Origin of the sequence: Nonomuraea sp. NPDC048882 (assembly GCF_040649755.1) — a bacterium.
Classification (GTDB): Bacteria; Actinomycetota; Actinomycetes; order Streptosporangiales; family Streptosporangiaceae; genus Nonomuraea; species Nonomuraea maheshkhaliensis.
Genome location: NZ_JBEZGB010000002.1, coordinates 591,855 through 615,681 on the forward strand (window position 1 = coordinate 591,855; position 23,827 = coordinate 615,681).

General features: G+C 72.2%; 24 protein-coding genes. 12 read left to right on the forward strand and 12 right to left on the reverse strand.

Annotation, left to right across the window (positions count from 1 at the left end):
- Positions 1-42: 42 nt before the first annotated feature.
- Positions 43-738 carry a hypothetical protein gene (locus tag AB0C27_RS08060; protein ID WP_357839565.1) on the reverse strand — a complete coding sequence of 232 codons (696 nt, stop codon included), beginning with the start codon at positions 736-738 and terminating at the stop codon, positions 43-45.
- Positions 739-853: 115 nt separating this feature from the next.
- Between AB0C27_RS08060 and AB0C27_RS08065 the strand changes: the two genes are divergently transcribed.
- The 3 genes from AB0C27_RS08065 to AB0C27_RS08075 all read left to right on the forward strand — a co-directional run bounded on the left by AB0C27_RS08065 (position 854) and on the right by AB0C27_RS08075 (position 3,143).
- Entirely contained in the window at positions 854-1,393 is a 540-nt protein-coding gene (locus AB0C27_RS08065) for an MFS transporter (protein WP_357839568.1), read from the forward strand.
- Positions 1,394-1,488: 95 nt separating this feature from the next.
- Positions 1,489-2,031 carry a copper chaperone PCu(A)C gene (locus AB0C27_RS08070; protein WP_357839571.1) on the forward strand — a complete coding sequence of 181 codons (543 nt, stop codon included), beginning with the start codon at positions 1,489-1,491 and terminating at the stop codon, positions 2,029-2,031.
- Between the two features lie 47 nt (positions 2,032-2,078).
- Positions 2,079-3,143: a Dyp-type peroxidase gene (locus AB0C27_RS08075; RefSeq protein ID WP_357840670.1), complete on the forward strand. Its 1,065-nt coding sequence runs from the start codon at positions 2,079-2,081 to the stop codon at positions 3,141-3,143.
- A 20-nt stretch (positions 3,144-3,163) separates the two neighbouring features.
- Here the strand turns inward: AB0C27_RS08075 and AB0C27_RS08080 are convergent, their stop codons facing one another.
- On the reverse strand, positions 3,164-4,492 hold the full coding sequence (locus AB0C27_RS08080) for an aminotransferase class I/II-fold pyridoxal phosphate-dependent enzyme (protein ID WP_357839574.1): 1,329 nt from the start codon (positions 4,490-4,492) through the stop codon (positions 3,164-3,166).
- A 35-nt stretch (positions 4,493-4,527) separates the two neighbouring features.
- On the opposite strand from AB0C27_RS08080, the gene AB0C27_RS08085 reads away from it, so the two are divergent.
- Complete coding sequence (locus tag AB0C27_RS08085) at positions 4,528-5,145, forward strand: FMN-binding negative transcriptional regulator (RefSeq protein ID WP_357839577.1); 618 nt, start codon at positions 4,528-4,530, stop codon at positions 5,143-5,145.
- Positions 5,146-5,493: 348 nt separating this feature from the next.
- Here the strand turns inward: AB0C27_RS08085 and AB0C27_RS08090 are convergent, their stop codons facing one another.
- From AB0C27_RS08090 to AB0C27_RS08100, 3 genes are all read right to left on the reverse strand, one after another.
- On the reverse strand, positions 5,494-6,213 hold the full coding sequence (locus AB0C27_RS08090; RefSeq protein WP_357839580.1) for a hypothetical protein: 720 nt from the start codon (positions 6,211-6,213) through the stop codon (positions 5,494-5,496).
- A 113-nt stretch (positions 6,214-6,326) separates the two neighbouring features.
- Entirely contained in the window at positions 6,327-7,079 is a 753-nt protein-coding gene (locus tag AB0C27_RS08095; RefSeq protein ID WP_357839583.1) for a class I SAM-dependent methyltransferase, read from the reverse strand.
- 156 nt (positions 7,080-7,235) lie between these two features.
- Complete coding sequence (locus AB0C27_RS08100; protein ID WP_357839586.1) at positions 7,236-8,201, reverse strand: MBL fold metallo-hydrolase; 966 nt, start codon at positions 8,199-8,201, stop codon at positions 7,236-7,238.
- A 227-nt stretch (positions 8,202-8,428) separates the two neighbouring features.
- Between AB0C27_RS08100 and AB0C27_RS08105 the strand changes: the two genes are divergently transcribed.
- On the forward strand, positions 8,429-10,618 hold the full coding sequence (locus tag AB0C27_RS08105) for an MMPL family transporter (RefSeq protein WP_357839589.1): 2,190 nt from the start codon (positions 8,429-8,431) through the stop codon (positions 10,616-10,618).
- Here AB0C27_RS08105 and AB0C27_RS08110 read toward each other — a convergent pair.
- From AB0C27_RS08110 to AB0C27_RS08120, 3 genes are read right to left on the reverse strand one after another with little or no spacing between them, the layout of a single operon-like run.
- Positions 10,555-11,457 (reverse strand): alpha/beta fold hydrolase, encoded by a 903-nt coding sequence (locus AB0C27_RS08110; RefSeq protein WP_357839593.1) that lies wholly within the window; start codon positions 11,455-11,457, stop codon positions 10,555-10,557. The genes AB0C27_RS08105 and AB0C27_RS08110 overlap by 64 nt on opposite strands.
- 7 nt (positions 11,458-11,464) lie before the next feature.
- Positions 11,465-12,457, reverse strand: coding sequence for an NAD-dependent epimerase/dehydratase family protein (locus AB0C27_RS08115; protein ID WP_357839596.1), 993 nt, complete (start codon positions 12,455-12,457; stop codon positions 11,465-11,467).
- A complete protein-coding gene (locus tag AB0C27_RS08120) occupies positions 12,454-14,052 on the reverse strand; it encodes a fatty acid CoA ligase family protein (protein WP_357839599.1) in 1,599 nt (532 codons plus the stop codon). Before AB0C27_RS08120 ends, AB0C27_RS08115 begins: the two co-directional genes overlap by 4 nt.
- A gap of 86 nt (positions 14,053-14,138) precedes the next feature.
- On the opposite strand from AB0C27_RS08120, the gene AB0C27_RS08125 reads away from it, so the two are divergent.
- Positions 14,139-14,363, forward strand: a complete 225-nt coding sequence (locus AB0C27_RS08125) for a hypothetical protein (protein ID WP_357839602.1) — start codon at positions 14,139-14,141, stop codon at positions 14,361-14,363.
- On the opposite strand, the gene AB0C27_RS08130 is transcribed toward AB0C27_RS08125, so the two are convergent.
- The 3 genes from AB0C27_RS08130 to AB0C27_RS08140 are packed head-to-tail and all read right to left on the reverse strand — an operon-like array spanning position 14,360 to position 16,247.
- Entirely contained in the window at positions 14,360-14,761 is a 402-nt protein-coding gene (locus tag AB0C27_RS08130) for a hypothetical protein (RefSeq protein WP_357839605.1), read from the reverse strand. The two genes, AB0C27_RS08125 and AB0C27_RS08130, sit on opposite strands and share 4 nt — an antisense overlap.
- Positions 14,762-14,772: 11 nt before the next feature.
- Entirely contained in the window at positions 14,773-15,999 is a 1,227-nt protein-coding gene (locus AB0C27_RS08135; protein ID WP_357839608.1) for a beta-ketoacyl-[acyl-carrier-protein] synthase family protein, read from the reverse strand.
- Positions 15,996-16,247 carry a phosphopantetheine-binding protein gene (locus AB0C27_RS08140; protein ID WP_357839611.1) on the reverse strand — a complete coding sequence of 84 codons (252 nt, stop codon included), beginning with the start codon at positions 16,245-16,247 and terminating at the stop codon, positions 15,996-15,998. The genes AB0C27_RS08135 and AB0C27_RS08140 overlap by 4 nt, the downstream gene beginning before the upstream one ends.
- Positions 16,248-16,439: 192 nt before the next feature.
- On the opposite strand from AB0C27_RS08140, the gene AB0C27_RS08145 reads away from it, so the two are divergent.
- The 6 genes from AB0C27_RS08145 (at position 16,440) to AB0C27_RS08170 (ending at position 22,939) form a co-directional block, all read left to right on the forward strand.
- Positions 16,440-17,441, forward strand: a complete 1,002-nt coding sequence (locus AB0C27_RS08145) for a 3-oxoacyl-[acyl-carrier-protein] synthase III C-terminal domain-containing protein (protein WP_357839614.1) — start codon at positions 16,440-16,442, stop codon at positions 17,439-17,441.
- Positions 17,442-17,463: 22 nt separating this feature from the next.
- Positions 17,464-18,012, forward strand: coding sequence for a hypothetical protein (locus AB0C27_RS08150; protein WP_357839617.1), 549 nt, complete (start codon positions 17,464-17,466; stop codon positions 18,010-18,012).
- A 146-nt stretch (positions 18,013-18,158) separates the two neighbouring features.
- Positions 18,159-18,509 carry a VOC family protein gene (locus AB0C27_RS08155; protein WP_357839620.1) on the forward strand — a complete coding sequence of 117 codons (351 nt, stop codon included), beginning with the start codon at positions 18,159-18,161 and terminating at the stop codon, positions 18,507-18,509.
- Between the two features lie 128 nt (positions 18,510-18,637).
- On the forward strand, positions 18,638-21,019 hold the full coding sequence (locus tag AB0C27_RS08160) for an excinuclease ABC subunit UvrA (RefSeq protein ID WP_357839623.1): 2,382 nt from the start codon (positions 18,638-18,640) through the stop codon (positions 21,017-21,019).
- Between the two features lie 51 nt (positions 21,020-21,070).
- Complete coding sequence (locus AB0C27_RS08165) at positions 21,071-22,405, forward strand: MFS transporter (protein WP_357839626.1); 1,335 nt, start codon at positions 21,071-21,073, stop codon at positions 22,403-22,405.
- 174 nt (positions 22,406-22,579) lie between these two features.
- Positions 22,580-22,939: a hypothetical protein gene (locus AB0C27_RS08170; RefSeq protein WP_357839629.1), complete on the forward strand. Its 360-nt coding sequence runs from the start codon at positions 22,580-22,582 to the stop codon at positions 22,937-22,939.
- Positions 22,940-22,947: 8 nt separating this feature from the next.
- Here the strand turns inward: AB0C27_RS08170 and AB0C27_RS08175 are convergent, their stop codons facing one another.
- Positions 22,948-23,676, reverse strand: coding sequence for an SDR family oxidoreductase (locus AB0C27_RS08175; protein ID WP_357839632.1), 729 nt, complete (start codon positions 23,674-23,676; stop codon positions 22,948-22,950).
- Between the last annotated feature and the right edge of the window lie 151 nt (positions 23,677-23,827).

The window sequence follows — 23,827 nt, forward strand, 5'->3', positions numbered from 1 at the left end:
CTGCGCAGGCCGTCTCAGGTCGGGACGGCTTGCGCGGGGCGGTCAGATGAGTTTGAGGAGGATGTCGTACAGGGTGTCGCGTTCCGTCTCGGACAGTGCCCCGTACGGTGCCGACGCGCGCCGGTTTGTCTCGGCCTCGATTGCGGTGCGTTCGGGGCCGTCCCGCAGGTCGACGATCTCGGACGCGGACAGGCCCTCCGAACGCCATGCCGCCGCATGCGCGTCGGCGCGATGGTAGCGGAGGGCGGCGAGACGGTTGAACAGACGCAGCCCCGGCCCCGTGCCCTCCGGCTCGTACGGCGGTGCCACCAGCTCCAGTGCCCCGCCCGGCAGCCGTTCGGCGGCGGCGAGCACCCGGCCCACCAGCTCGGCGGGCCCGGCCAGGTCGTGGCCCGCCCAGACGCGGGCCACAGCGGCGGCGTGCAGGTCGTAGACGTGGTGGACGAAATCCAGGCCCTTGTCCGTCAGCCGCAGCAGCCCGTCGCCGTCCTCGGTCAAGGTGCCTTCGTCGAGGTGCTGAAGGAGGGTTCGTTCCTGGTCGGAGGCGTACCGGTAGAGGACGGCCAGGCCGGTGCGGGGCAGCGGACGGAGGGGGAGGGTGAAGCGCAGGTCGTACAGGTACGCGGGGGTCAGGCCCGAGGCGGCGGCCAGGTCGGCGAGGGGTTGGGCGGCCGAGGCGTGCACATTGACGTGGGCGACGTTGATGACCGGGGCGATTTCCGCCGCATACTCCGACAAGTCCCGAAATTTAGGCATCAGACTCGATTATCCGGGTCTTGGTGGCGAGGGCGATGGTTTCACGTGAATCGGGATCGACGCCCGGACCGCCGGGCCGGCGTGGAATGCTAGATCCATGGCGCTGTCGCTCCGTCTCGCCCGCACCGCGGTGTTCGCCGTCGTGTGCCTCGGGCTCGGCGTGGCGGCTCACGTGCTCGGCGGCTCGTCCGTGCCCGCCCCCGCCATGGTGGTGGCGTTAGGACTGGCGTTCGGGGCCGCGTACCCACTGGCGGGGCGTGAGCGCTCGCTCGCGCTGATCCTGCCGCTGCTCGCCGGCCTCCAGGTGCTGCTGCACCTGCTGTTCAGCCTGTCCCACACGGTCTCGCCCGCGGCGCCGGCCATCCACCTGCACTCGGGGCTGGTGCCGGGCCTGGGCATGCTCGCCGCCCACGGCTGGGCGGTCGGGCTGACCGCGCTCTGGCTGGCGCGCGGCGAGGCCGCGCTCTGGGCGCTGCTGCGCCGCCTGGCCGTGCGGTTGCTGGTCGTCGTCCGGCTGCCGCTGCTCGTCACTCCTTTCTCCGCATCCCTGGGTACGCCCGAGCCGCGCGTGCTGCGCTCGGCCGTGCTGCGGCACGTCGTCAGCAGAAGGGGCCCGCCGCGGGCCGTCGCCGCCTGACCTCCGGGTCCGGCAAGACGTTCTCCCCTCTATGACGACCCCCGCCGCCCGGCAGGGTCTGCTTCGGCATGCCGGGCGGAGAAAGGCCTTTTGCCATGTTCGTTCGACATGCCCTCGTACTCGCCGCCACCGCCGTGGCGCTGACCGCCTGCGCCGACGCCTACGAGCCCGCCGCACAGGCCACCACCTCGGCCCAGGCCACCACCTCAGCCCAAGCCACCGCTCCGGCCACCGCCCCGGCCGCCGGACTGAGCATCACCGACCCCTGGGTGAAGACCACGAAGGAAGGGATGACCGCGGCGTTCGGGACGCTGGTCAACAGCGGCGCCGCGCCCGTCACGATCGTCTCCGGCGCCTCCCCGCTGTCGCCCAAGATCGAGCTGCACGAGGTGGTGGAATCCGGCGGCAAGATGGTCATGCAGCCCAAGGAGGGCGGGTTCGTCGTGCCTGCGGGCGGCACCCACGAGCTCAAGCCCGGCGGTGACCACATCATGCTGATGGGCGTCACCGAGGAGGTGCGGCCGGGGGCGAGGATCTCGTTCACGCTGCAGGTTCAGGGCGGCGCGCCGCTGGAGTTCACCGCCGTGGGCAAGGACTTCGCCGGCGGCGAGGAGGACTACCAGCCGGGGCACAAGTGATCAGCCGCAGAGGGCTGATCACCGGCGGCGCCGTCACCGCCGCCGGCGTGCTCGGGCCGCACCGGGCCGAGCGGCAGGTGATCAGGCTCACCTCCACCGAGGTGACGCCGTTCCACGGGACGCACCAGGCGGGCGTGGCCACACCGCCGCAGGCGCACGCGGTGTTCCTCGGCTTCGACCTGCTGCCGCGCACCCGTAAGGAGGCGATCGTGCGGCTGCTCCAGCTCCTGACCGACGACGCGGCCCGCCTCACCCAGGGGCGGCCCGCGCTGGCGGACACCGAGCCCGAACTGGCCATGACCCCGGGCGGGCTCACGTGCACGTTCGGGTTCGGGCCGGGGCTGTTCGCGGCGGCCGGGGTGGACTCGCCGGTGGCCGCGCTGCCCGCGTTCAAGACGGACCGGCTGGACAAGCGCTGGAGCGGTGGCGATCTCCTGGTCCAGGTGTGCGCGGACGACAGCGTGAGCGTGGCGCACGCCGTACGGATGATCGTGAAGGACGCACGCTCCTTCGCCCGCGTACGGTGGACGCAGCGCGGCTTCCACAGCCCCACCAGGCGCAACCTGATGGGCCAGATCGAGGGCACGGGCAACGCCACCGACCTCGACAAGGCCGTCTGGATCGGCCAGGGCCCGATGCGCGGCGGCACCACGATGGTGTTGCGCAGGATCCGGATGAAACTGGAGACCTGGGACGCCGCCGACCGGGTGGCCAGGGAGTTCACCATCGGGCGGCGGCTGAGCGACGGCGCGCCGCTCACCGGCGCGGCCGAGCGCGACGCGCCCGACTACGCGCGCAAGAACGCCCTCGGGTTCCCGGTCATCTCCGAGTTCGCCCACATCCGGCGGGCGCACGTGGCCGATCCCGCGTCGCGACTGCTCCGGCGGCCCTACAACTACGACGAGGGGCTGAGCGCCGAGGGCGAGTCGGACTCGGGGCTGCTGTTCGCCTCCTTCCAGGCGGACATCGGCCGGCAGTTCGTCCCGGTGCAGCGCATGCTGGCCGAGGGTGACCTGCTGAACGAGTGGATCAGCGCGATCGGGTCGGCCGTGTTCGCCATCCCGCCGGGGTGCGCGCCCGGCGGGTGGATCGGGGAGACCCTGCTCTCCTGATCATCAGGCTGGCCGCCGTCCTAGCCGTACCTGCCCGTCGAGGCAGGGCGCAGGGCGGCGGCCAGGTCGTCGGCCAGCGGCTCGATCTCCTCCTGGGTCAGGGTGGAGACGGTCAGGCGCAGCGCGGGCGGCGAGCCGATGCGGTTGCGCGCGCCGGGCGCGCACGCCCAGCCGCGCGCCAGCAGCCGGGTGATCGCGGTGCTCTCGTCCGCGACGGGGATCCACACGTTCAGCCCGCTGCGGCCGTCCGCGGTGACGCCGCGCGCCGCCAGCGCCGCCACCAGGCCGTTCCTGCGCAGCCCGTACGCCGCCGCGACCGCCGCGGAGTCCACCGCCTCCGTCCGCCAGAGGTGGGCGACGACGCGTTGCAGCAGATGACTAACCCAGCCCGCGGCCAGCCGCTGCCGCCCGCGCAGCCGGTCGAGCGTGACCGGGTCGCCGGCGATCAGGGCGAGGCGCAGGTCGGGGCCGAACGCCTTGGCGGTGGAGCGGGTGTGGATCCAGCGCGCGGTGGCCCCGGCCAGCGGATACGGCGGCAGGTCCACGAAGCCGGAGCCGTGGTCGTCCTCGATCAGCAGCACCTCAGGACTGGCCGCGAGCAGCGCCCGCAACTCCCGCGCCCGCGCGGCGGACAGGGCCGCTCCCGTCGGGTTCTGCGCGCGAGCGGTGATCACCACGGCGCGCACCCCTGCCCGCAGTGCCCGCGCGAGCTCGTCCGGCAGTGGGCCCTCCTCGTCCAGCCGCATCGGCACCGGGCGCAGCCCGAGGACGGCGACCAGGTCGAGCAGGGCCGTCCAGCCCGGGTCCTCGACGGCGACCGGGTCGCCGGGACGCAGGTGGGCGGTGAGCACGCGTTCGACGGCGTCGAGGGTGCCGGAGGTGATCGCCAGCGCCTCGGCAGGTACGCCGTCGGCCCGCAGCCGGGCTCTGGCCAGGGTGATGAGCTCCTCGTCGTCGCCGGTGCCGTACATGGCGGGGCTCTCCTCGTGCGCCCGCGCGGCGGCGGCGAGTGCCTCGTGCAGCGGCGGGAGCAGGGCGGGATTGGGGTTGCCCCGGGACAGGTCGCGCACGCCCGGCGGCGCCTCGATGCGGATCTCCTCGCGGAACGTGCTGGCGGGTCGCGGCCTGACCCGCGTGCCGCGCCGGCCCGCGGTCTCCACGACGCCGCGCTGGCGCAGCAGCCGGTACGCGGCCGCCGCCGTGCCGGGGCTGACCCCCGCCCGCTCGGCCACCTCGCGCACCGGCGGCAGCACCGCCCCTGGTGGCAGCCGGCCCTCGGACACGGCGACCTCGACTCCGGACGCGATCTCGCTGGCCGTTCCGCCGGTGAACGGATATGTTTCTAGCACAATGTTAAGTATGTACTAATACAAAGAGGTTCGCCATGCTCATCAACCCATGGGACGCCGCCAGGAACGAGGACGAGTGGCGTGAGTGGCTGCGTACGCGCGACTTCGGCCAGATCGCGGTCAACGGCGTGGGCGGCGCGGCCCCCGTGGTGGTGCCGACCCACTTCCTGTTCGACGGGGAGGAGATCGTGCTGCACCTGGCCCGGCCCAACCCGATCTGGGCGGCGCTGGAGGCGAACCCCGCGGCGGTGGTGAGCGTGTACGACGACTACGCCTTCATCCCGAGCGGCTGGCGTGGCGACTCTCCCGAGACGGGCGTGCCGACCAGCTACTACGCCTCCGTCCAGCTCGTCTGCCAGGCCGAGATCGTGGACGACAGGGAGGGCAAGGCGGAGATCGTGCGCCGCCAGCTGGCCCACCACCAGCCGGACGGCGATCACGGCGAGATGGCCGCCGGCGCGGGGCCGTACCACAAGCTGCTGTCGGCGCTGCGCGGGCTGCGGCTGCGGGTGGTGGACGTGCGGGCCAAGTTCAAGTTCGACGACCATCGGCCGGAGGTGCGCGAGCGGGTCTCGGCCGGGCTGGCCGAGCGCGGCCTGCCCACGGACGCCGGCGCGCGGGCCCGGCAACTCAGGCGCGCGGCCGGCGGCTGAAGAGGGGCTCGGCGGGGCTCTTTTCCACACGATGCACAGTCTGTGGATAACTGGCCTCTCCTGTGGATAACGTCGTTTCGGCCTCCGCGCCGGACGGCTCCCGCGGCCGCCCGTCCGCCGGTGACGGCCGCGACTTCGGGCGACCCCATGGCCCCACCTCGGCAAGAAGTGTGTTCTCCCAGGTCAGGGCCATGCTTTCGGCGGGCAACGAGTGTCCGTACCACACCTCAAAAGCTGCCTGAAACGGCGGCGAGGAAGGGGCCCGTACCTGTATGGGGACGGGTACGCGCCCCTCCCCAGCCCGCACCCCACACCCTGTGGACGAACGACCCGGTGGAGCGGCCTCCGTCACCAGTTCCAGTACGACCGCGCCTCGGACTTCCACTCCTTCGGGAAGTACTGGTGAATCTTGAACGCCATGCCCTGGCCCCGCGCGATGTACTGATCGCGTTCGAGCTTCCTGACGATCGGCTCGCCCGGGTTGCCCCGGTTGTCCCACCAGGACTCCCACTGCTTGACGCAGGTCTGAGCCCCCAGGTACTGGTTCGAGCAGGAGGCCGGCGGCGACCAGATCTGGGTGTGCCCGAAGTCGATGGTCTTGCCCGACGACTGCTCGGTGATCGTCCCCCACGCCTTCATGCAGTAGCCCTGTGCGGGAATCGCCCATTTGACGTAGTGCTGCCGCCCCGAGGTGGCGATAGTCGTGAGATTTCCGCACTTGGCGTCACCGATCTGCTCCTTGGTGACCCGTACGGTGTAGTAGGTGCCGTTGTCGCGCCAGCCGTCCAGCATCAGCCAGCCGCCGGTGCGGACGAACTTCTCGGCGGACGCGGGCGGCCACTTCTTCGGATCGCCCCAGCTGATCTCCGACGTCGTGGACGACAGGGGCTTCCAGGTCCACTGCCCCGCCGCCTGCCCGTCGGCCCAGTGCTGGCCGGCGCTGCGCGCGCCGAACATGGAGTACTGGCCGTAGTTCTCCGCCGCTTGGGCCGGGGCGCTCATGCCGGCGAGCACGGCGACCGCGCCCACGACGGCGCCGGTCCGTACGCTCATCTTCTGGATCATCACCGGCCGGATGGTATCGGCGGGCCCGCGCGTCACCCCGTCGGATCAAAATTTCTCGAACTGATCAGTGGTGGTCGGCGGGGCCCCGGCGCGAAGGACCGGGGCCCCGCCCCGGGTCAGCCGGACCGCCTCATGAGGGCGAAGATGCCCCAGCCGAGGTATTCACGCTGGTAGCGGACATGCCGCACCGGCGACTCGTCCAGCTCCGCGCGCAGCTCGGCCGCCAGCTCGTCATCGGGGTTCGAGTCGAGCCAGCGCCGCAGGTTGAGCCACTGCGGAGCCACGTACCTGTCCCAGCTGTCCTGGTCGGCCAGGACCATCTCGACGACGTCCCAGCCGAGCTCGCCGAACTGCCCGACCAGCCCCGGCAGGGAGCGCAGGTCGCCCTTGTCGCGCATGTGGCAGCCCTCGACGGTGGCCTGGTCGGGCGGGTCGAGCCGCCAGTACGGCTCCCCGATCAGCATCAGGCCGCCGGGACGCAGGCTGCGTTCGAGCAGCTCGACGGTGCCCCGCAGGCCGCCGCCGATCCAGGTCGCGCCAATGCAGGACACGACGTCGACCGGCTCGTCGGCGACGTAGGTGGAGGCGTCGCCGTGCACGAACGTGACGGCCGCTCCGACGCCCAGCTCGGCGGCCCGAGCGCGCGCCGCCGCGGTGAACACGGTGCTGACGTCGACTCCGGTGCCGCGTACGCCGTGGTCGCGGGCCCAGGTGCACAACATCTCGCCCTTGCCGCTGGCCAGGTCGAGCAGCCGGCTGCCGGCCGGCAGGTCGAGCGCCCGGCCCAGGGTGGCGAGTTTGCCGGCGGTGACGGGGTTGAGGATGCGGTGGCTGTGCTCGCGGATGGTGATGCTACGTGGAAGATCCACTTCTGAGGTTCCTTCGGGTCGTAGACGCGATTCGTACGTGACTGGACCGGTTCGCACCGGCCGAACGCGCCTGGACCTTCATACAAAGCACCTCATCGCGTGGCTCGAGAGTCGTCCGGGCGAGGCTAGAACAGCCTGTCCGCCGACGTCCACCGGTTATTTCCCGGCCTCCAGGTCCGTGGCGATCCGGCCGCGCATCATGGCCTCCATGACCTTCATGAACCGCTGCGTCCGCGCCCGTCCGAGGACGAACGGGTTCGCCGCCGCCCCCGCGCGCAGTTCCTCCATGCGCGCCAGGCCGTGATCGGCGGACCCGTGGTTGTTCAGCTCCACCTCCACCCCCGCCTTGCGCATCCGGGAGGCGAAGGCGAGCACGGAGGCGAGGTAGACCCGCTTGTCGGCGACGGCCGCAGGCGGGTTGGTGCCGCCCCACAACATCGCGGTGTGCCGCCGTCCCTTCCACCGCGCCGGGAAGATCATCGAGACGGTGCCCGGCGTGTGGCCGGGGGTGTGGTGGAAGGAGATCGTCGTGTCGCCGAGGGTCAGGCGGCGGCCGTCGGCGATGTCGAGGTCACGCTTGGGGGCGTGCTGCGGCTTCTCCGCGGCGAGGAGATCCCAGTCCTTCGGGCTCATCATGACGCGGGCGCCGTAGCGGTCGGCGAGGTACTGGGCGCCGCCGAAGTGGTCGGCGTGCCCGTGGGCGGCCACCACGTACTTGATCGCCGACGGCTCGACGCCCAGCGACTTCAGCTGGGGGACAATGACCTTCGCGGCCTCGTCAGGCGATCCCAGCGCGTCGATCAGGATGACGCCGCCCGAGGTGAGCAGGGCCGTGACCGAGACGAATCCGGTGCTCACCACGGCCACGTTGTCGAAGATCCGCAGCGGCTCCGGCGCCTTCGGATTGGGCGCTGTCACGCCCGGAGTGAGCGCCTTGACCAGGGACTTGAGCACCGGATCGCGGCCGGCCAGCTTCGCCGCCCTGGCGTAGTGGTCGCGCGCGCTCCCCGGCGCGGCGGCCTGCGCGGTGGTGGCCTGCGCGGGGGTGCCGCCCGCCAGCGGCAGCAGGGCCGCGGCCGACAGCAGGGCCCGGCGGGACGTGGTGGACTGCGCAAGGAACATTCGCCTCGTACCTGCTTTCACTCGCCCGGATGCGACGTCGCTCCAGCAGAGCAGAGCCGATCAAGGGGCGTCCAATATTGAGATCCCCCGCGCGTCGATAGCGGAGCCGATATCAAAGCTGGTCAATGCCCCGGCAAACGTGTGTGCGCGGCCGGGCGGGTGAGCCGGGTCCGCCGCCGCTGCTTTGCCTACTGTGAGCCCCCGATTGATCGGGAAAGGCGGGACTCATGCCGGTCGGGAGCATCCGTCGTGATCCGGCCCTCGTCGAACCCACGCCGGGCGCGCTGGGCAGGTGGGGGTCCGCCATGGCCCGCCGCGGGCGGCTGGTGATCGCGTTGTGGCTGGTCCTGGCCGCCGGCGCGGCGGCGCTGCTGCCCGGGCTGCCGGCGCGGCTGGCGCCGCCCTCGCTGGAGGTGCCTGGCTCGGAGTCGGCCGTCGCGGCGGCCGTGATCGCGCGCGGCTTCCCCGAGCAGGGCACCGAGCAGGTGGTGCTGGCCTTCACCTCGGCCACGCTGCGTGCCGCCGAGCCGGGGTACCAGCGCGTGATGGCCGCCGTGATGAACGCGATGGCCGCCCGTCAGGACGTCGGGGCGCTGCTGCCGCTGCCCGAGGTCGCCGGCCAGCATCCCGGGCACGCGTACGTGCTGACCGGCGTGCACGGCGACGAGCGGGCCCGGCAGCGCAACCTGCCCGCCCAGCTCGCGACCGCTCAGGAGGCGGCGAGACAGGCGTCGGGGGGAGCCGTCTCGGTCACGATCCTGGGCGCCGGCCGCGCGTTCGCCCAGCTCGCCCACACCGACATGGCCGATCTGCGGGCGATGGAGACCATGACCGTCCCGGTGGCCGTGCTGCTGCTGGTGCTCGGGCTCGGCGCGGTGGGCGCGGCCCTGGTGCCGCTGCTGGTGGGCGGTGCGGCGATCCTGACCGCGATGGGCGCGCTCGCCCTGGCCGGTACGTACGGACACGCCGACTCGACCATGCTCACCTACACCGTCACCATGACCCTGGGCCTCGGCCTGGACTACAGCCTGCTCATCCTGCTGCGGTACCGCCAGGCGCGGGCCGGCGGCCGGTCCCCCGAGTCCGCGGCCGGGCACGCCGTCGCCACGGCGGGCAGCACGGTGACCTGGTGCGCCCTGGCCATCATGATCACCTCTTGTGCGTTGTTCCTGGCCGGGGTGCCGTGGGCGGGTTCGATGGCGCTGGCCGGTCTGCTGTCCGCCCTGGCCACGCTCTCGGCGGCGCTGACCCTGGCGCCGGCGCTGCTCCCCCGGCTGGACGGCCTGCTCGCGTGGGGCACACTCCCCTGGCGGCGACGCGACCGGGAACGCGAGCCCGCGTGGGCGCGGGGTGAGCGGGAGCCCAGGTGGGTGCGGGGCGCGCGGCAGCTGATGCGTCATCCGGTGCCGTACGCGGCGGCGGCCGTCGCGGTGCTGCTCCTGCTCGCCCTGCCGGCCCTGCACCTGCGTACCGGGCTGCACTACGACCGCGCCACGCTGGCCGGCACCGACATGGGCACCGGGCTGGAGCAGTTGGAAGCCGACAAGGTGGCCAGCCTGACCAGCCTGGCCCTGCCGCATCCGCCCGGCTCGGGCCCGGTGGACACGAGCGCGCTGAGCGCCGCGCTGCGGGCCGACCCCAGGGTGTCCGTGGTCAGCGAGTTCGACAACGGCAGGGACCTGACGCTGATGCTGGTCGCCGACCGGTCCGCCCCGGACAGCGCGGCCGCCGTCGCCTTCCTGCGGGACGTGCACGAACGGGCCGCGCGCCTGCTGCCCGCCGGTCAGCGGGTGCTCGCCGTCGGGCCGGCGACGCGGCTGCGCGACCTGACGGCGGGGGCGCTCGACGGGCTGTGGCGGGTGCTCCTCGTCGTCCTGCTGGCCTCGTTCGCGCTGCTGCTGATCACGTTCCGCAGCCTGCTGATCCCGCTGAAGGCGGTCGCGATGAACCTGCTCTGCGTGTGCGCCACGTTCGGCCTGCTCACGCTGACCTTCCAGGATCCGGCGACGGACGTCAACGCGCTGCTCCCCCTGATCGTCTTCACCATCGTGTTCGGCCTGTCCATGGACTACGAGGTCTTCCTCGTCCACCGCGTCCACGAGCACTACCGCCGTACCGGTGACAACACGGCCGCCGTGCTGCACGGGCTGCGGCACACCGCGCGCCCGATCACGCTGGCCGCCGCGATCATGGCCGTCACCTTCTCCGGGCTGATGTTCACCCGGCGGCTCGACTTCCAGCAGGGCGGGTTCGCCGTGGCCGTCGCGATCGTGCTCGACGCCACTCTCATCAGGATGGTGCTGGTCCCGGCGCTGATGCGGCTGCTCGGCCGGCACAACTGGTGGCTGCCGGGTCAGCGCCGCAGGAACTCCTCGATGGCGGGGACGAGCCGTTCGTACGCGTCCTCCAGCACGTAGTGGCCCGCGTCGGGAAAGGCGTGCACCTCGGCGCCGGGGAAGCGACGCCGCCACTCGGTCAGCATGAGCGGGTCGAAGACCGGGTCTCGCAGCCCCCAGCCGATCAGCACGGGCCGGTCGGCGAACTCCCCCAGGCTCTCCCCCGTCCGCGTCAGCAACGGCCACGCCTGGTCGCCGGGACCGAGCGGGATGTCCCCCACGAACCGCCGCACCGCCACCCGGTGCCCCCGTCCGTCGTCAGGGGCGAGGAAGGCGTCGCGCACCTCCTTGGGCAGGCGGCGCCGCACCCCGAACGGCGGCAGCGTGGCCAGCCTGGCGAAGGCGTGGTGGCGCAGGAACAGCCGGGCGCCCATCCGGGTCTCGCGCAGCAGCCACAGCGGCAGACGGAGCGCGGGGCGTACTCGTGCGCCGTGCGGGTTGGGGAAGGCGGCCGTGTTGAGCACCACGAGGCGGGCCACCCGCTCGGGGTGTCGGCTCGCCCAGGCCATGCCGATCGGGCCGCCCCAGTCGTGCATCACCACCGTCCACCCGCGCTCCGGGGCGCCCTGCGCGGCGATGAGGTGATCGGTGAGCGCGTCCAGGTCGTCCACGCGGGAGGCGAGCGTGTACGCGTAGCGGTCCTCGTCCGGCTTGTCCGACAGGCCCATGCCGATGTGGTCGGGGGCGACGCAGCGGTGCTCGGCCCGCAGCGCCACGATGAGGCGGCGCCACAGGTAGCTCCACGACGGGTTGCCGTGCAGCATGAGGACGGGCGCGCCGTCGCCCTCGTCCACGTAGTGCTGGGTCAGGCCGGCGCGGGTGAGGAAGTGCGAGGCGAACGGGTAACCGGGCAGGGTCATGACGCTCTTAACTCCGGTGGCCGTTGAGGTGAGCGGTCAGCCGTGACAGGCCCTCCGCCGTGCTGACCAGGGGTTCGTAGCCGAGGTCGCGGCGGGCGGCGGTGAGGTCGAACCAGTGCGACGTGGTGGCCTGCACGACGGTGAGCCGGGTCAGCGGCGGCTGCGACCGTACGCGGGCGAGCCGGTAGGCGTGCTCGACGACGCCGCCCGCCAGCCGGGCCACGCGGGCCGGCACCCGGGGCGTGACCGGGGCGAGCCCCGCCGCCGCGAGCAGGCCGTTGATCCAGTCCGCGATCGGCGCCGGCTCGTCCTGCGCGACGAAGTAGGCCCGGCCGGCGGCCGGCGAGCCGGGGGAGAGCGCCTCCAGCGCCAGCACGTGTGCTCGTGCGGCGTTGTCGATGTAGACGGTGTCGACGCGTTTGCCCGGCACGCGCGGCAGCACCAGCCGGCCGCGCCGCGCCCGTTCCACGAACCTGGGCAGGAAGTGCGGGTCCCCCGGCCCCCAGATCAGGTGCGGACGCAGGGCCACGGTGGCCAGCCGCCCGCCATCGGCCGCCAGCACCAGCCGCTCGGCCTTGGCCTTCGTCGCCGGGTAGGGGGCGAGGAAGCGGCGGGCGTACGGGGCCGACTCGTCCACGCCCTCCAGATCCCGCCCGTCGTGGACGACGCTGGGCGAGGAGGTGTGCACCAGGCGGGGGACACCGGCCCGCAGGCAGGCGTGGATCACGTTGGCCGTGCCGCCGACGTTGACCTCGCGGTAGTCGCGGGCCGGGCCCCAGACACCGGCCAGGGCGGCACAGTGCACCACGGCATCGCGGCCCTGGACGGCGGCGTACACGGCATCCGGGTCACGGACATCACCGGCGAAATGGACGATGTCCCGTATGGCCGGGTCGAGGACTCGGCGCTGGAAGGTGGCGACCTCGTGACCGCGTTCGGCGAGGAGCCGGGAGACGGCGCGGCCGAGGAAGCCTCCGCCGCCGGTCACCAGGACCCTCATCGGCCGCACCGGCCCAGCTCGCGGGCCGCCCACCGGGCCAGCAGCGGGCGGCGGATCTTGCTGGCGTGCCTGACGTCCATCGGGAAACCTCGGTGCGGCAGCACCTCGCCCAGGTCGGGGCCGTGTGCGCGGACCCGTTCCGCGATCTCGCGCCGTTCGCGCCGCGACGTGCCCGGCTCGCACTCCACGCAGAGCACGGGAATCTGGCCTCCCGCCGGGCCTACGCCGACCAGCGCGGTGCGGCGCACGCCCGGCAGCGCGTTGAAGACGGGTTCGACCTGGTCGGTGTAGAGATCGCCGTCCGGCGTACGCACCCGCTCGCTCTTGCGGCCGGCGAACCACAGCCGTCCCTGCTCGTCCAACCGGCCCAGATCCCCCATGCGGTGCACGGGCCCGTCCTCGCCGGCGATGCGCGCGAGTGCCGTGTCATGGGGACGGCCGAGGTACGGGTCGCTCACCGCCGGGCCCGCCACGGTGATCTCCCCCACCGTTCCCGGCGGGACCAGCAGATCGTCCGACCACTCGGAGATGGCCTCGTCGGTGACGGCGATGACGCGTACCCGGTTGCCCGGCAGCGGCCTGCCCAGGCAGGTGCCCGCGCCGTGCGCGGTCGCGGGGGCCGTCGCGGTCAGCTCGGCCGCGTCCGCCGCGCTCACCAGCAGACACTCGGTGGAGCCATACACCGAGCACACCTCGGCGTGGGCGGGCAGGCACCGCTGGGCGCGCTGGAGCACGGAGAAGGGCAGCGGCGCGCCCGCGGTGAGCACGGTCTCGACGGTGGCGAGGCGCGGGTCGCGTTCGACGCAGTGACGGGCGAGCCGATCCAGCAACGCGGGCGCGGCGAACAGTCCGGTGACGCCATGGGCCGCGATGGAGCCGGCCATCACGGCCGGGTCACCCCGCTCGGGATGACGCGGGTCGAGCCGGGGGATGACCGATCCGCAGCCCATCGACGGCGCGGCCAGCGCGAACGGCAGAAAGGTCGAGTAGACGACCGCGCCGGGCGTCAGCGCACCGAGCCGGGCCAGCAACTCCGTCTGCCCCGCCAGATGCCGACGCCGGAAAGGCACCCCTTTGGGCGGACCGGTGGACCCGGAGGTGAAAGCGATCAACGCCAAGTCCTCGGCACCACCCGTCCCGGACTCCACCGCTAGCCCGGTTGCCGGCCGGCGGCCATGCGAGCGCACCGTGACCGTCGTACGTACGCTGCCCCGCCCCCACCCCAGCAGGACCCGCGCCAGGTGGGCGCGCGGCACCCCGACGAACGCCTCGGGAGCCGCCTCCGCGAAGCACGCACCCATGGCGCGCGCCCCGAGCCCGGGATCGACCAGAATCGGCACCGCCCGCAGCCGGAACAGCGCCATGACCACCGCCACCAGTTCCCGCCCCGGCGGCACCAGCACCACCGTCCTCGTCCCCGCGCCCACCCCCGCGCCCACCAGGGTCCGCGCGGTGCGGTCGATGAGGTCGTTCAGCTCCGTGTACGTGAGCGTCTCGGCGTGACGGCGGCCGTCGATGTGGCAGGCGACGGCGTCGGGACGGGTGTGCACCCATCGCTCGGTCATCGCCACGACGTCGAAAAGCCCTGAACCCACCGATGCCACCTCCTCCAAGCGTTTTGGATGATCCACCATTGGTAACGATCTGTAGCGAAATATAACCAAGAGTGATGGGAGTAGCCATGCACCGATTTGCCGCCGCCATCGTCACGGGAGCCGCCGGAGCCGTGCTGTCACTGGCCGCCGCGGGCCAGGCCCAGGCCGCCGCCGCGCCCGTGCCGGGCACCGTGACCGCGATCGACTGCGTGCTGGGGGCCGGCGTGGTCCTCCCCAGCGCTGCCAGCTCCAGCCGCCTGATCTGCGTCGGCGGCCTCTACAACAACTCGCCGATAGGCGGCCTCGCCTAGCAGGGCACGGCCTCGAGGATGGTCAGGTCCCGCGGCAGGCCCGTATCCAGGAGAAGCCGCTCCATCAGCGGAACGCCCGCGAGCGACTGCGTACCGGCGAGCGAGGCGTTCACCGGAGCCGGCACCGCAACCGGAGCCGGAGCGGGGACCGCAGACTGGACCCCGGCTTGTGCTGCGGTCACCGTCCCGCCACCCGTGCCGGCCAGGCCGAAGAAGGCGGCGAAGGTCTGGGCGAGCGTGTTCACGGGAACGCTGATGCAGAACTTGCCCAGCACATCCCCACCGACCGGCACCGGCTCCACGGGAACCAAGGAGTCCTCGGAATCAGCGACCGCCGGGACAGCCGGCAAGAGGGCGGCACAGAGGGCGACACAGCAGGCGGCGGTGTAAGCGCGCATGAAAGCTCTCCTCAGACCGGCGCGAAGATCAGAGTGGCATTGTGACCACCGAACCCGAACGAATTGGACATCACCGGCCCAGCCGCCATCGGCCGCACCTGCCCGACGACATCCACAGCACACTCCGGATCGATCGAATGGAGATTGGCCGTGGGCGGAATCGTCCGTTCGTTCAGCGCCAGCACGGCGGCCACGGCCTCGATCGCCCCGGCGGCCCCGATGGCGTGCCCGGTGATGCCCTTGGTGGAAGTCACCGGCACCGCGCCGGCCCCGAACACGGCGCTGATCGCCTGAGCCTCGGCCAGGTCGTTCAGCGGCGTGCCGCTGCCGTGCGCGTTGACGTGCGTGATCTCCTCCGGGCCGAGCCCGGCGTCGGCGAGCGCGGCACGCATGCAGCGGGCGGCCCCGTCGCCCTGCGCGGGCGGCGCGGTGATGTGGTGGGCGTCGGAGGTGAGCCCGCAGCCGGTCAGCTCGGCGTAGACGTGGGCGTCGCGGGCCAGCGCGTGCTCAAGGTTCTCCAGGACGAGGAACGCGGCGCCCTCGGCCAGCACGAACCCGTCGCGGTCGCGGTCGAAGGGCCTGCTGGCCAGCTCAGGGGCCTCGTTGCGTTCGGACAGGGCGCGGCAGCGGTGGAAGGCCAGCAGCACGGTCGGCGTGACGCACGCCTCCGCGCCCCCGGCGACGACCACGTCCGCGGTGCCGTCGCGCAGCAGCCGGGCCGCCTCGACCACGGCATGGGCGCCGGACGCGCACGCGGTGGCCACCGACAGGCTGGGGCCCAGGATCCGGTGGCGGATGCTGATCGCGGCGGCCAGGGCGTTCGGCATGACCATCGGCACGTGCAGCGGCCCGGGGTTTCCGCGCCCCGGAGCCTTGGCGTCCAGCAGGCAGTCCTCGTACGTCAGGGTGCCGCCGAAGCCGCTGCCGGTCACGACCGCCTGCCGCTCGGCCGGCACCCGGAAGGCGCCCGCGTCGCCCAGCGCGTCGGCCGCCGCGCACACCCCGAGCTGGGTCACGCGGTCCATCCGGGCGGCCTGTTTGGGCGTCAGGTAGTCCGTGATGTCCAGGTCGTGGATCTGGCAGGCGAACTCGGTGCCGATGCCGGTGGTGTCGAAGGAGGTGATGCGCCGGGCGGTGGACTGCCCGGACAGCAGCGCGTTCCACAGTTCCTTGAGCCGTGAGCCGGCGGGCGTGCGCACGCCCATGCCGGTGACGGCGATCCGTTGGTGCGGCCTCATCCCGTGCGCTCCGCGACCAACTCGCGGGCGCGCACCATGACGTCGCCCACGGTCCGCACGTCGGCGAGCGCCTCGCGCGGCATCGACCCCCACTCCTCCTCCATGACGACATGGAGCTCGGCCAGGTCGAGGCTGTCGGCCTCCAGGTCCTCGCGCAGCCGCGCGTCCTCGGTGACCCTGCTCGGGTGGACCTTCAGGATGCTCGCGCAGCGCTCGCGTACCAACGTCATGATCTCCTCGTCGCTCATGTCCGCTTCCTTCCGCCGGGCGTGCTGACCGTTGTGTCGCCCAGCCTCGCCGATGGCGGGAAAGATGATCACTTGTGACGCGACGCCACCCGTTAAGGAATTGATCAAGTTTGCCGGTGCGGCGATTCGCGCACCGGCCGCGATCCCGCCCCCTCCCTATCGTGGCCGCACGGGGACACGAGGGGGATGAGCATGAACTACGCGCACGTGGCCGGGGTGGCCGTGCACCTGCCCGAGCGGAGCATGACCACCGCCGAGCTGGAGGAGCGGCTGACCGAGAGCAGCCCCGGCGTGCGCATCCCGCGCGGCCTCATCGAGCAGGCCACCGGCGTGCAGCGGCGGCACCTGGCCGGCCCCGGCCAGACGGCCGCCACGATGGCCGTCGCCGCCGCCCGCCAGGTGATGGAGGAGACCGGCCTGGCCGCGCCGTCCCTCGATCTGATCATCTTCGCCGGGGTGAGCTGCGACGCCGTCGAGCCCGCCACCGCGCACATGGTCGCCGCCGAGCTGGGCGCCGGCTGCCCGGTGTTCGACGTGCGCAACGCCTGCAACAGCGTGCTCAACGCGATCGAGCTGGCCGACGCGCTCATCGCGGCCGGCCTGTACCGGACGATCCTCATCGCCTGCGGCGAGATCGCGACCTCCTCCATCCGCTGGCGGGTGGAGTCGCCCGACGACTTCGTCGCCGCCATCCCCTCCTACACCGTCTCCGACTCGGGCACGGCCCTGCTGCTGCAGGCCGCCGCCGCGCCCGGCGTCGTCGCCCACCGCTTCTGCGCGAACTCCAGCCACTGGCCGGCCGCCGTCATGCCGATCACGCCGGCCCCCGAGGGCGGCTTCGAGGTGGCCCCCTTCCGGGTCGACTTCGTGGACCTGGCCGTCGGCGTGCGCAAACTCGACCGCGCCGCGCTGACCGGGCCGCTGACCGAGCGCGGGCTCGAATGGGACGACCTGGCCGCGATCTGCGTGCACCAGGCGTCGCTGGCGTCGCTGAACCTGATCTGCGAGCTGGCCGGGATCCCGCTCGACAAGGTCGAGGTGACGATCGTCGAGCACGGCAACCTGGTCGCCTCCAGCCTGCCGGCGCAGCTGCACCAGGCGATCCGAGCCGGGCGTGTGCAGCGCGGCGACCTGGTCGCCCTGGTGGGGCTGGCCAGCGGGGTGAGCGCCGGAACCGTACTGCTGCGCTGGTAGCCCGTACCGAGGGAGCACGAACATGTCCAAGATTCTTTTCGCCGCCGTCGCCTGCATGGCCGCGGCTGCGCCGCCGGTGTCCACGCGCGGGTCCACGCACGCCGCGCAGACCGTCCTGACCTGCCGGATCAGCACCGCGGCCGGGCAGCCGGTGACGTTCACGCCGGCCGTGGGCTTCCTCCCGCGTACGGTCACCGCCCAGGGCACGCTCGTTCTCACCGGCTGCTCCGGCACCGCTCCGTCCGCGGCGAACCTGCGCTCCGGCCGCCTGACCGTCCACGGAACCGGCCGCGCCTTCTGCACCGGTGTGCAGAACATCCGCGGCAAGGGCCAGATCACCTGGTACGGCGCGGACGGCCGGGAGGCGGGCGTGTCCACCCTGCGCCCGGAGGCCGGCCAGGTACGCAGCCACAACCCCGGCGACATGCTGCTCAGCGGCAAGATCGTCAGGGGTCCGCTGGCGGGCGCCCGTACCGCCGGCACCGCGACCCCGACCTCGAACGTGAGCACCTGCGCCACCCGGGGGATCACCGGCGTCCACGGCGCGGGCACGATGACGTTCTCTCTCTGAGCCCTTCGCTGAGCAGCTCGCGGAGGGCGAAACCAAGCGAGCAGGATTCGAGAAGCGCCACCCCTCGCCCCGCCCCTAGCGTGAAGGTCACGAACAGCCCGGAGCACCGTCTCCGGGCTGGTGAACCCACGAATCCAGGAGCGAGCATGACCTCCAACCAGGGCATCAAGACCGTGCTGCACCCCGTGTCCGACATCCAGGCCGCCAAGGCGGTCTACGCCGCGCTGCTCGGCTTCCAGCCGCAGACCGACGACCCCTACTACGTCGGTTTCGAGTGCGAGAACGAGCAGATCGGGCTGGTGCCCGGCGGCAAGACCGAGGACCTGTCCTCGCCCACGGTCTACTGGCAGGTCGACGACATCGACGCCAAACTGGCGGAGGTGACCGCGGCCGGCGCCACCGTGAAGTCAGCCCCGCGCAAGGTGGGCGGCACTCGCGTGGTGGCCACGTTCACCGACCCCGACGGCAACGTTCTCGGGCTGCTGCAGGACAAGTGAGCGGCCCGCTTCCGCTCCCGCTTCGCGGCGGGAGCGGAAGGCAAACGGACATATCGCTCATAGCTGGTTAAATTCGAGTCAACACCGGCGGAGACCGCCCAGGCAGCCCCCGACACGATGGAGAAACGATGAGCACGCCCCCTCAGCAGTCGTCCGAGCAGCACGTCGCCGACAGCCACGGCCTGATCCGCGTGCACGGCGCCCGCGTCAACAACCTCAAGGACGTCAGCGTCGAGCTGCCCAAGCGCCGCCTCACGGTGTTCACCGGCGTCTCGGGGTCGGGCAAGAGCTCCCTGGTGTTCGGCACGATCGCGGCCGAGTCGCAGCGGCTGATCAACGAGACCTACAGCGCGTTCGTCCAAGGCTTCATGCCGACGATGGCGCGGCCGGAGGTCGACGTGCTCGACGGGCTGACCACCGCCATCCTCGTCGACCAGCAGCGGATGGGCTCCGACCCCCGCTCCACGGTCGGCACCGCCACCGACGCCAACGCGATGCTGCGCATCCTGTTCAGCCGGATCGGGCAACCGCACATCGGCTCGCCCCAGGCGTTCTCCTTCAACGTGCCCACCGTACGCGCGAAGGGCGCGATCACCGTCGAACGCGGCAACCGCAAGACCGAGAAGGCGAGCTTCACCCGCATCGGCGGCATGTGCCCGACCTGCGAGGGCCGCGGCGCGGTCACCGACCTCGACCTCACCCAGCTCTACGACGACTCCAAGTCGCTCGCCGAGGGAGCGTTCACGATCCCCGGCTGGAAGTCCGACAGCTTCTGGACCGTGCGCGTCTACGCCGAGTCCGGCTTCGTCGACCCGGACAAGCCGATCCGCGACTACACCAAGCAGGAGCTCCAGGACTTCCTCTACCGGGACCCGGTGAAGGTGAAGGTCGACGGCGTCAACCTCACCTACGAGGGGCTGATCCCGAAGATCAGGAAGACGTTCCTCGCCAAGGACCGCGAGTCGATGCAGCCGCACATCCGGGCCTTCGTGGACCAGGCGGTCACGTTCACCACCTGCCCCGGCTGCGACGGCACCCGGCTCAGCGAGGAGGCCCGCTCCTCCCGGATCGGCGGCGTCAACATCGCCGAGGCGTGCGCCATGCAGATCACCGACCTCGCCACGTGGATCCGCGGCCTGGCCGAACCGTCGGTCGCGCCGCTGCTCGGCAAGCTGCTGCACACCCTCGACTCGTTCGTGGAGATCGGGCTCGGCTACCTCTCCCTCGACCGCGCCTCCGGCACGCTGTCGGGCGGCGAGGCGCAGCGCGTCAAGATGATCCGCCACCTCGGCTCCTCGCTCACCGACACCACGTACGTCTTCGACGAGCCCACCATCGGGCTGCATCCCCACGACATCCAGCGGATGAACGACCTGCTGCTGCGGCTGCGCGACAAGGGCAACACGGTGCTGGTCGTGGAGCACAAGCCGGAGACGATCGCCATCGCCGACCACGTCGTCGACCTCGGCCCCGGCGCCGGCACGGCGGGCGGCACCGTCTGCTTCGAAGGCACCGTCGAAGGGCTTCGGGCCAGCGACACCATCACCGGCCACCACCTCGACGACCGCGCCACGCTCAAGGAGAAGACGCGCAAGCCCACCGGGGCGCTGGAGATCCGCGGCGCGACCACGCACAACCTGCAGAACGTCGACGTGGACATCCCGCTCGGCGTGCTCGTCGTGGTCACCGGCGTGGCCGGGTCCGGCAAGAGCTCGCTCATCCACGGGTCCATCCCGGCGGGCGCGGGCGTGGTGTCGATCGACCAGAGCGCGATCCGCGGCTCGCGGCGCAGCAACCCGGCCACCTACACCGGGCTGCTCGACCCGATCCGCAAAGCGTTCGCCAAGGCCAACGGCGTCAAGCCGGCGCTCTTCAGCGCCAACTCCGAGGGCGCCTGCCCCGGCTGCAACGGCGCCGGCGTCATCTACACCGACCTCGGCATGATGGCCGGCATGACCACCACCTGCGAGGACTGCGAGGGCAAGCGGTTCGACCCGTCGGTGCTCGACCACCGCCTCGGCGGGCGCGACATCAGCCAGGTGCTGGCCATGTCGGTCGAGGAGGCCGCGGAGTTCTTCGGCGCGGGGGAGGCGCGCACCCCGGCCGCGCACGCCATCCTCGGCCGGCTCGCCGACGTCGGGCTCGGCTACCTCAGCCTCGGCCAGCCGCTCACCACGCTGTCCGGCGGCGAGCGGCAGCGGCTCAAGCTGGCCACCCACATGGCCGAACGCGGCGGCGTCTACATCCTCGACGAGCCCACCGCCGGCCTCCACCTCGCCGACGTCGAACAACTGCTCCGCCTGCTCGACCGGCTGGTGGACGCGGGCAAGTCGGTGATCGTGATCGAGCATCACCAGGCGGTCATGGCGCACGCCGACTGGATCATCGACCTCGGGCCGGGGGCGGGGCACGACGGCGGGCGGATCGTGTTCGAAGGCACTCCGGCCGACCTCGTCGCGGCCCGTTCCACCCTCACGGGCGAACACCTCGCCGCGTACGTCGGCGCCTGAGCCGCCCGATGCCGTTTACCCCCACCCGCACCCCCGGTGCCTGAGCCGCCGATGCCCCTGATCCGCGTTCCCTCCGCCTACCGTCCTGTGCTGGCCAACCGCTTGTTCCGGCGGCTCACCCTCGGCTTCGGCGTCTCCTACCTCGGCGACGGCATGAGCTTCGTCGCCGTCGCCTGGCTCGCCATCGAGCTGGCGCCGCCGGGGAGCGTGGGCCTGTGGGTGGGCGCCGCGGTGGCCGCGTGCACGCTGCCGGGGGTGGTCGGGGCGCTGGCGTTCGGCCGCCTGCTGCGCCGCGTGCCCGCCAAGCGGCTGCTGCTCGCTGACAACGCGCTGCGCTGCGTGCTCCTCGGCGCCGTGCCACTGTGCTGGCTGGCCGGTCTGCTCTCTTTGCCCCTGTACGTGACACTGCTCGCCCTCTCGTCCCTGCTGCACGCGTGGGGCAGTGCGGGCAAGTTCACCTTGCTGGCCGAGCTGCTGCCGGGGGAGCAGCGGCTCGCCGCCAACACCCTCCTCAGCTCGCTCGCCTTCGCCGCCACGATCGCCGGTCCCGCCATCGCCGGAGTGCTGGTCACGTACGTGGACGCGGCCCTCGTCCTCGGCCTGGACGCCCTGACGTACGCGTTCCTCGCCGTGCTCGTCGTACGGACCCGGCTGCCAGAACGGGACCCCAACGCGCACGTGTCACCCGCCGACCCGCTGCCCGAACCGGACCCCGACGCGCAGGTGTCACCCGTCGATCGGACGGCCGCCCGCGGCGGCCTCGCGTTGCTGCGCTCCCACCCCGAACTGTTCGGCCTGCTCGCCCTCACCTGGTTCTTCAACTTCCTGTACGGCCCCGTCGAGGTGGCCCTGCCGCTGCACGTGACCGGCGACCTGCACGCGCCCGGCACCCTGCTGGGCCTGTACTGGATGCTGTTCGGCATCGGCGCGATGCTCGGCGGGCTCGCGACCGGCGCGCTGCGGCAACTGCCGCTCTGGCCCGTGACGATCGGCGTGGTGATCGGCTGGGGGCTGTGCCTGCTGCCGTTCTGGTTCGACGTGCCGGTGCCCGTCACCGTCGCGGGCTTCGCGCTCGGCGGCATGATCTACGGCCCGTTCGTGGCGCTCTCGGTGACGCTCATGCAGACGAAGGCGCCGCCGCAGCACCTGACCGCGATGCTCGCCGCCCGCAGCGCGGTACTGCTCACCGCGTCACCCATCGGCACGGCCCTCGGCGGACCACTCACCTCGGCCCTCGGCCCGCGCCCGACCCTCGGCAGCTCGGGCCTGGCCACCGTGGCACTCGGCCTCGTCGCCGGCACACTCCTCCTGTTGTCCCGCCACCGCAAGAGGCCGGCCCCAGTAACACCGCCGCAGTGGAGACCAGATTCACCTACCGGCCCATGAACCTTCGACAGCACGGCCACGGTGGAGACCGGTTTGACCTGACACCGGGCCCGACAGCACCACCACGGGGATACTGGATAGGCCGTCCGCAGCCCCAGAAAGCCCTGCCTCATCACCCCGGCCGCCGCCGAGATCGCTTGCCCTGAAGACCATCTCACCCTTGAATGGGGATTCATGCCCCTCCGCAGCCTCAAACCCGCCACCTCACGCCCCACCGAGCTCCTGATCGGCATCGGCTTCTTCGTGGCGGTCGCGGCCTGCGCGATCACCGCGGTGCTGATCCCGGCCGCCCAGTTCGAGCTGCGGTTCTTCGTGATGGGCCTGGCCGGATGCGCGTACGCACTGGCCGCCGCCGACCTGTGGGCCGCCGCGGTGACGGGAGTCTCGGCCTGGGCGCTGGCCACCGGCTTCCTCATCCCGCCCACCGGCGAACTCGCCGTGACCGGCGGCCCCGACGTGATCCGGCTCATCGCGATCGTGGGCCTCTCCCTGGCCGGCGGCCTCTACGGCATCTTCCGCCGCCGCACGGATTGAGCCCGCCGTCAGCCGGTCGGTCCTGGAAGATCCGCGTGCCGGTACGGCGTCGGCTCCATCCCGCCCTGCACCACCAGCACCGTCCCTGACGACTCGTCCCGAAACAGCCCGTCCACGGCCTCCGCCACCTCGTCGGCGGTCATCATCGGCAGCCCGGCCGCCAGCAGGAAGTCCTTGGCAGGCGCGATCAACGGCGTATCGGTGAAACCAGGACAGACAGCACCGATCCTGACCCCCGCCCCCGCCAGCGGCTCCACGAGCGCCCTGACCAGCCCGATCACGGCGTGCTTGCTCATCGAGTAGATCGGGTCAGGGCCGAACCCGACCAGCCCCGCCATCGACGACGTGACCACGATCGAGCCACCGCCGGAGCTCTTGAGCAGCGGAAGCGCCGCCGCGACGCCGTAGACGACGGAGTCGGCGTTGATCCCCATCACCGTGCGGTACCGCTCGGCGTCGAACGCGGAGAAGTCGACGCCACCATTGGTGCCGGCGTTCAGATGCACGAGATCCAGGCGGCCGTAACGTTCACCGGCGAGCGCCACAGCTCGTACCGACGTCTCCTCGGAGCTGACGTCACCCACCACCCACACACCGCCGACCTCCTTGCCGACCCGCTCGACGCCCTCGGCGTCCCGATCGACCAGCACACAGTTGGCCCCGCCTGCGGCCAGCCGCCGCGCCACGGCGGCCCCGATGCCACTCGCCGCGCCGGTGATCAAAGCAACGCTGCTCATGAACGCTCCTAGGGGAGGCACGGATTGGGCGTCACCCGTGGATTGTGCGCCCCCATCGTCACCTGAGCAACAGCCGAGATCACTGGTTCTGGGAGACCCAGACCTCTCTCACCCGCGCGACAACCTCCCGAACGGACAACCGCGTCGTATC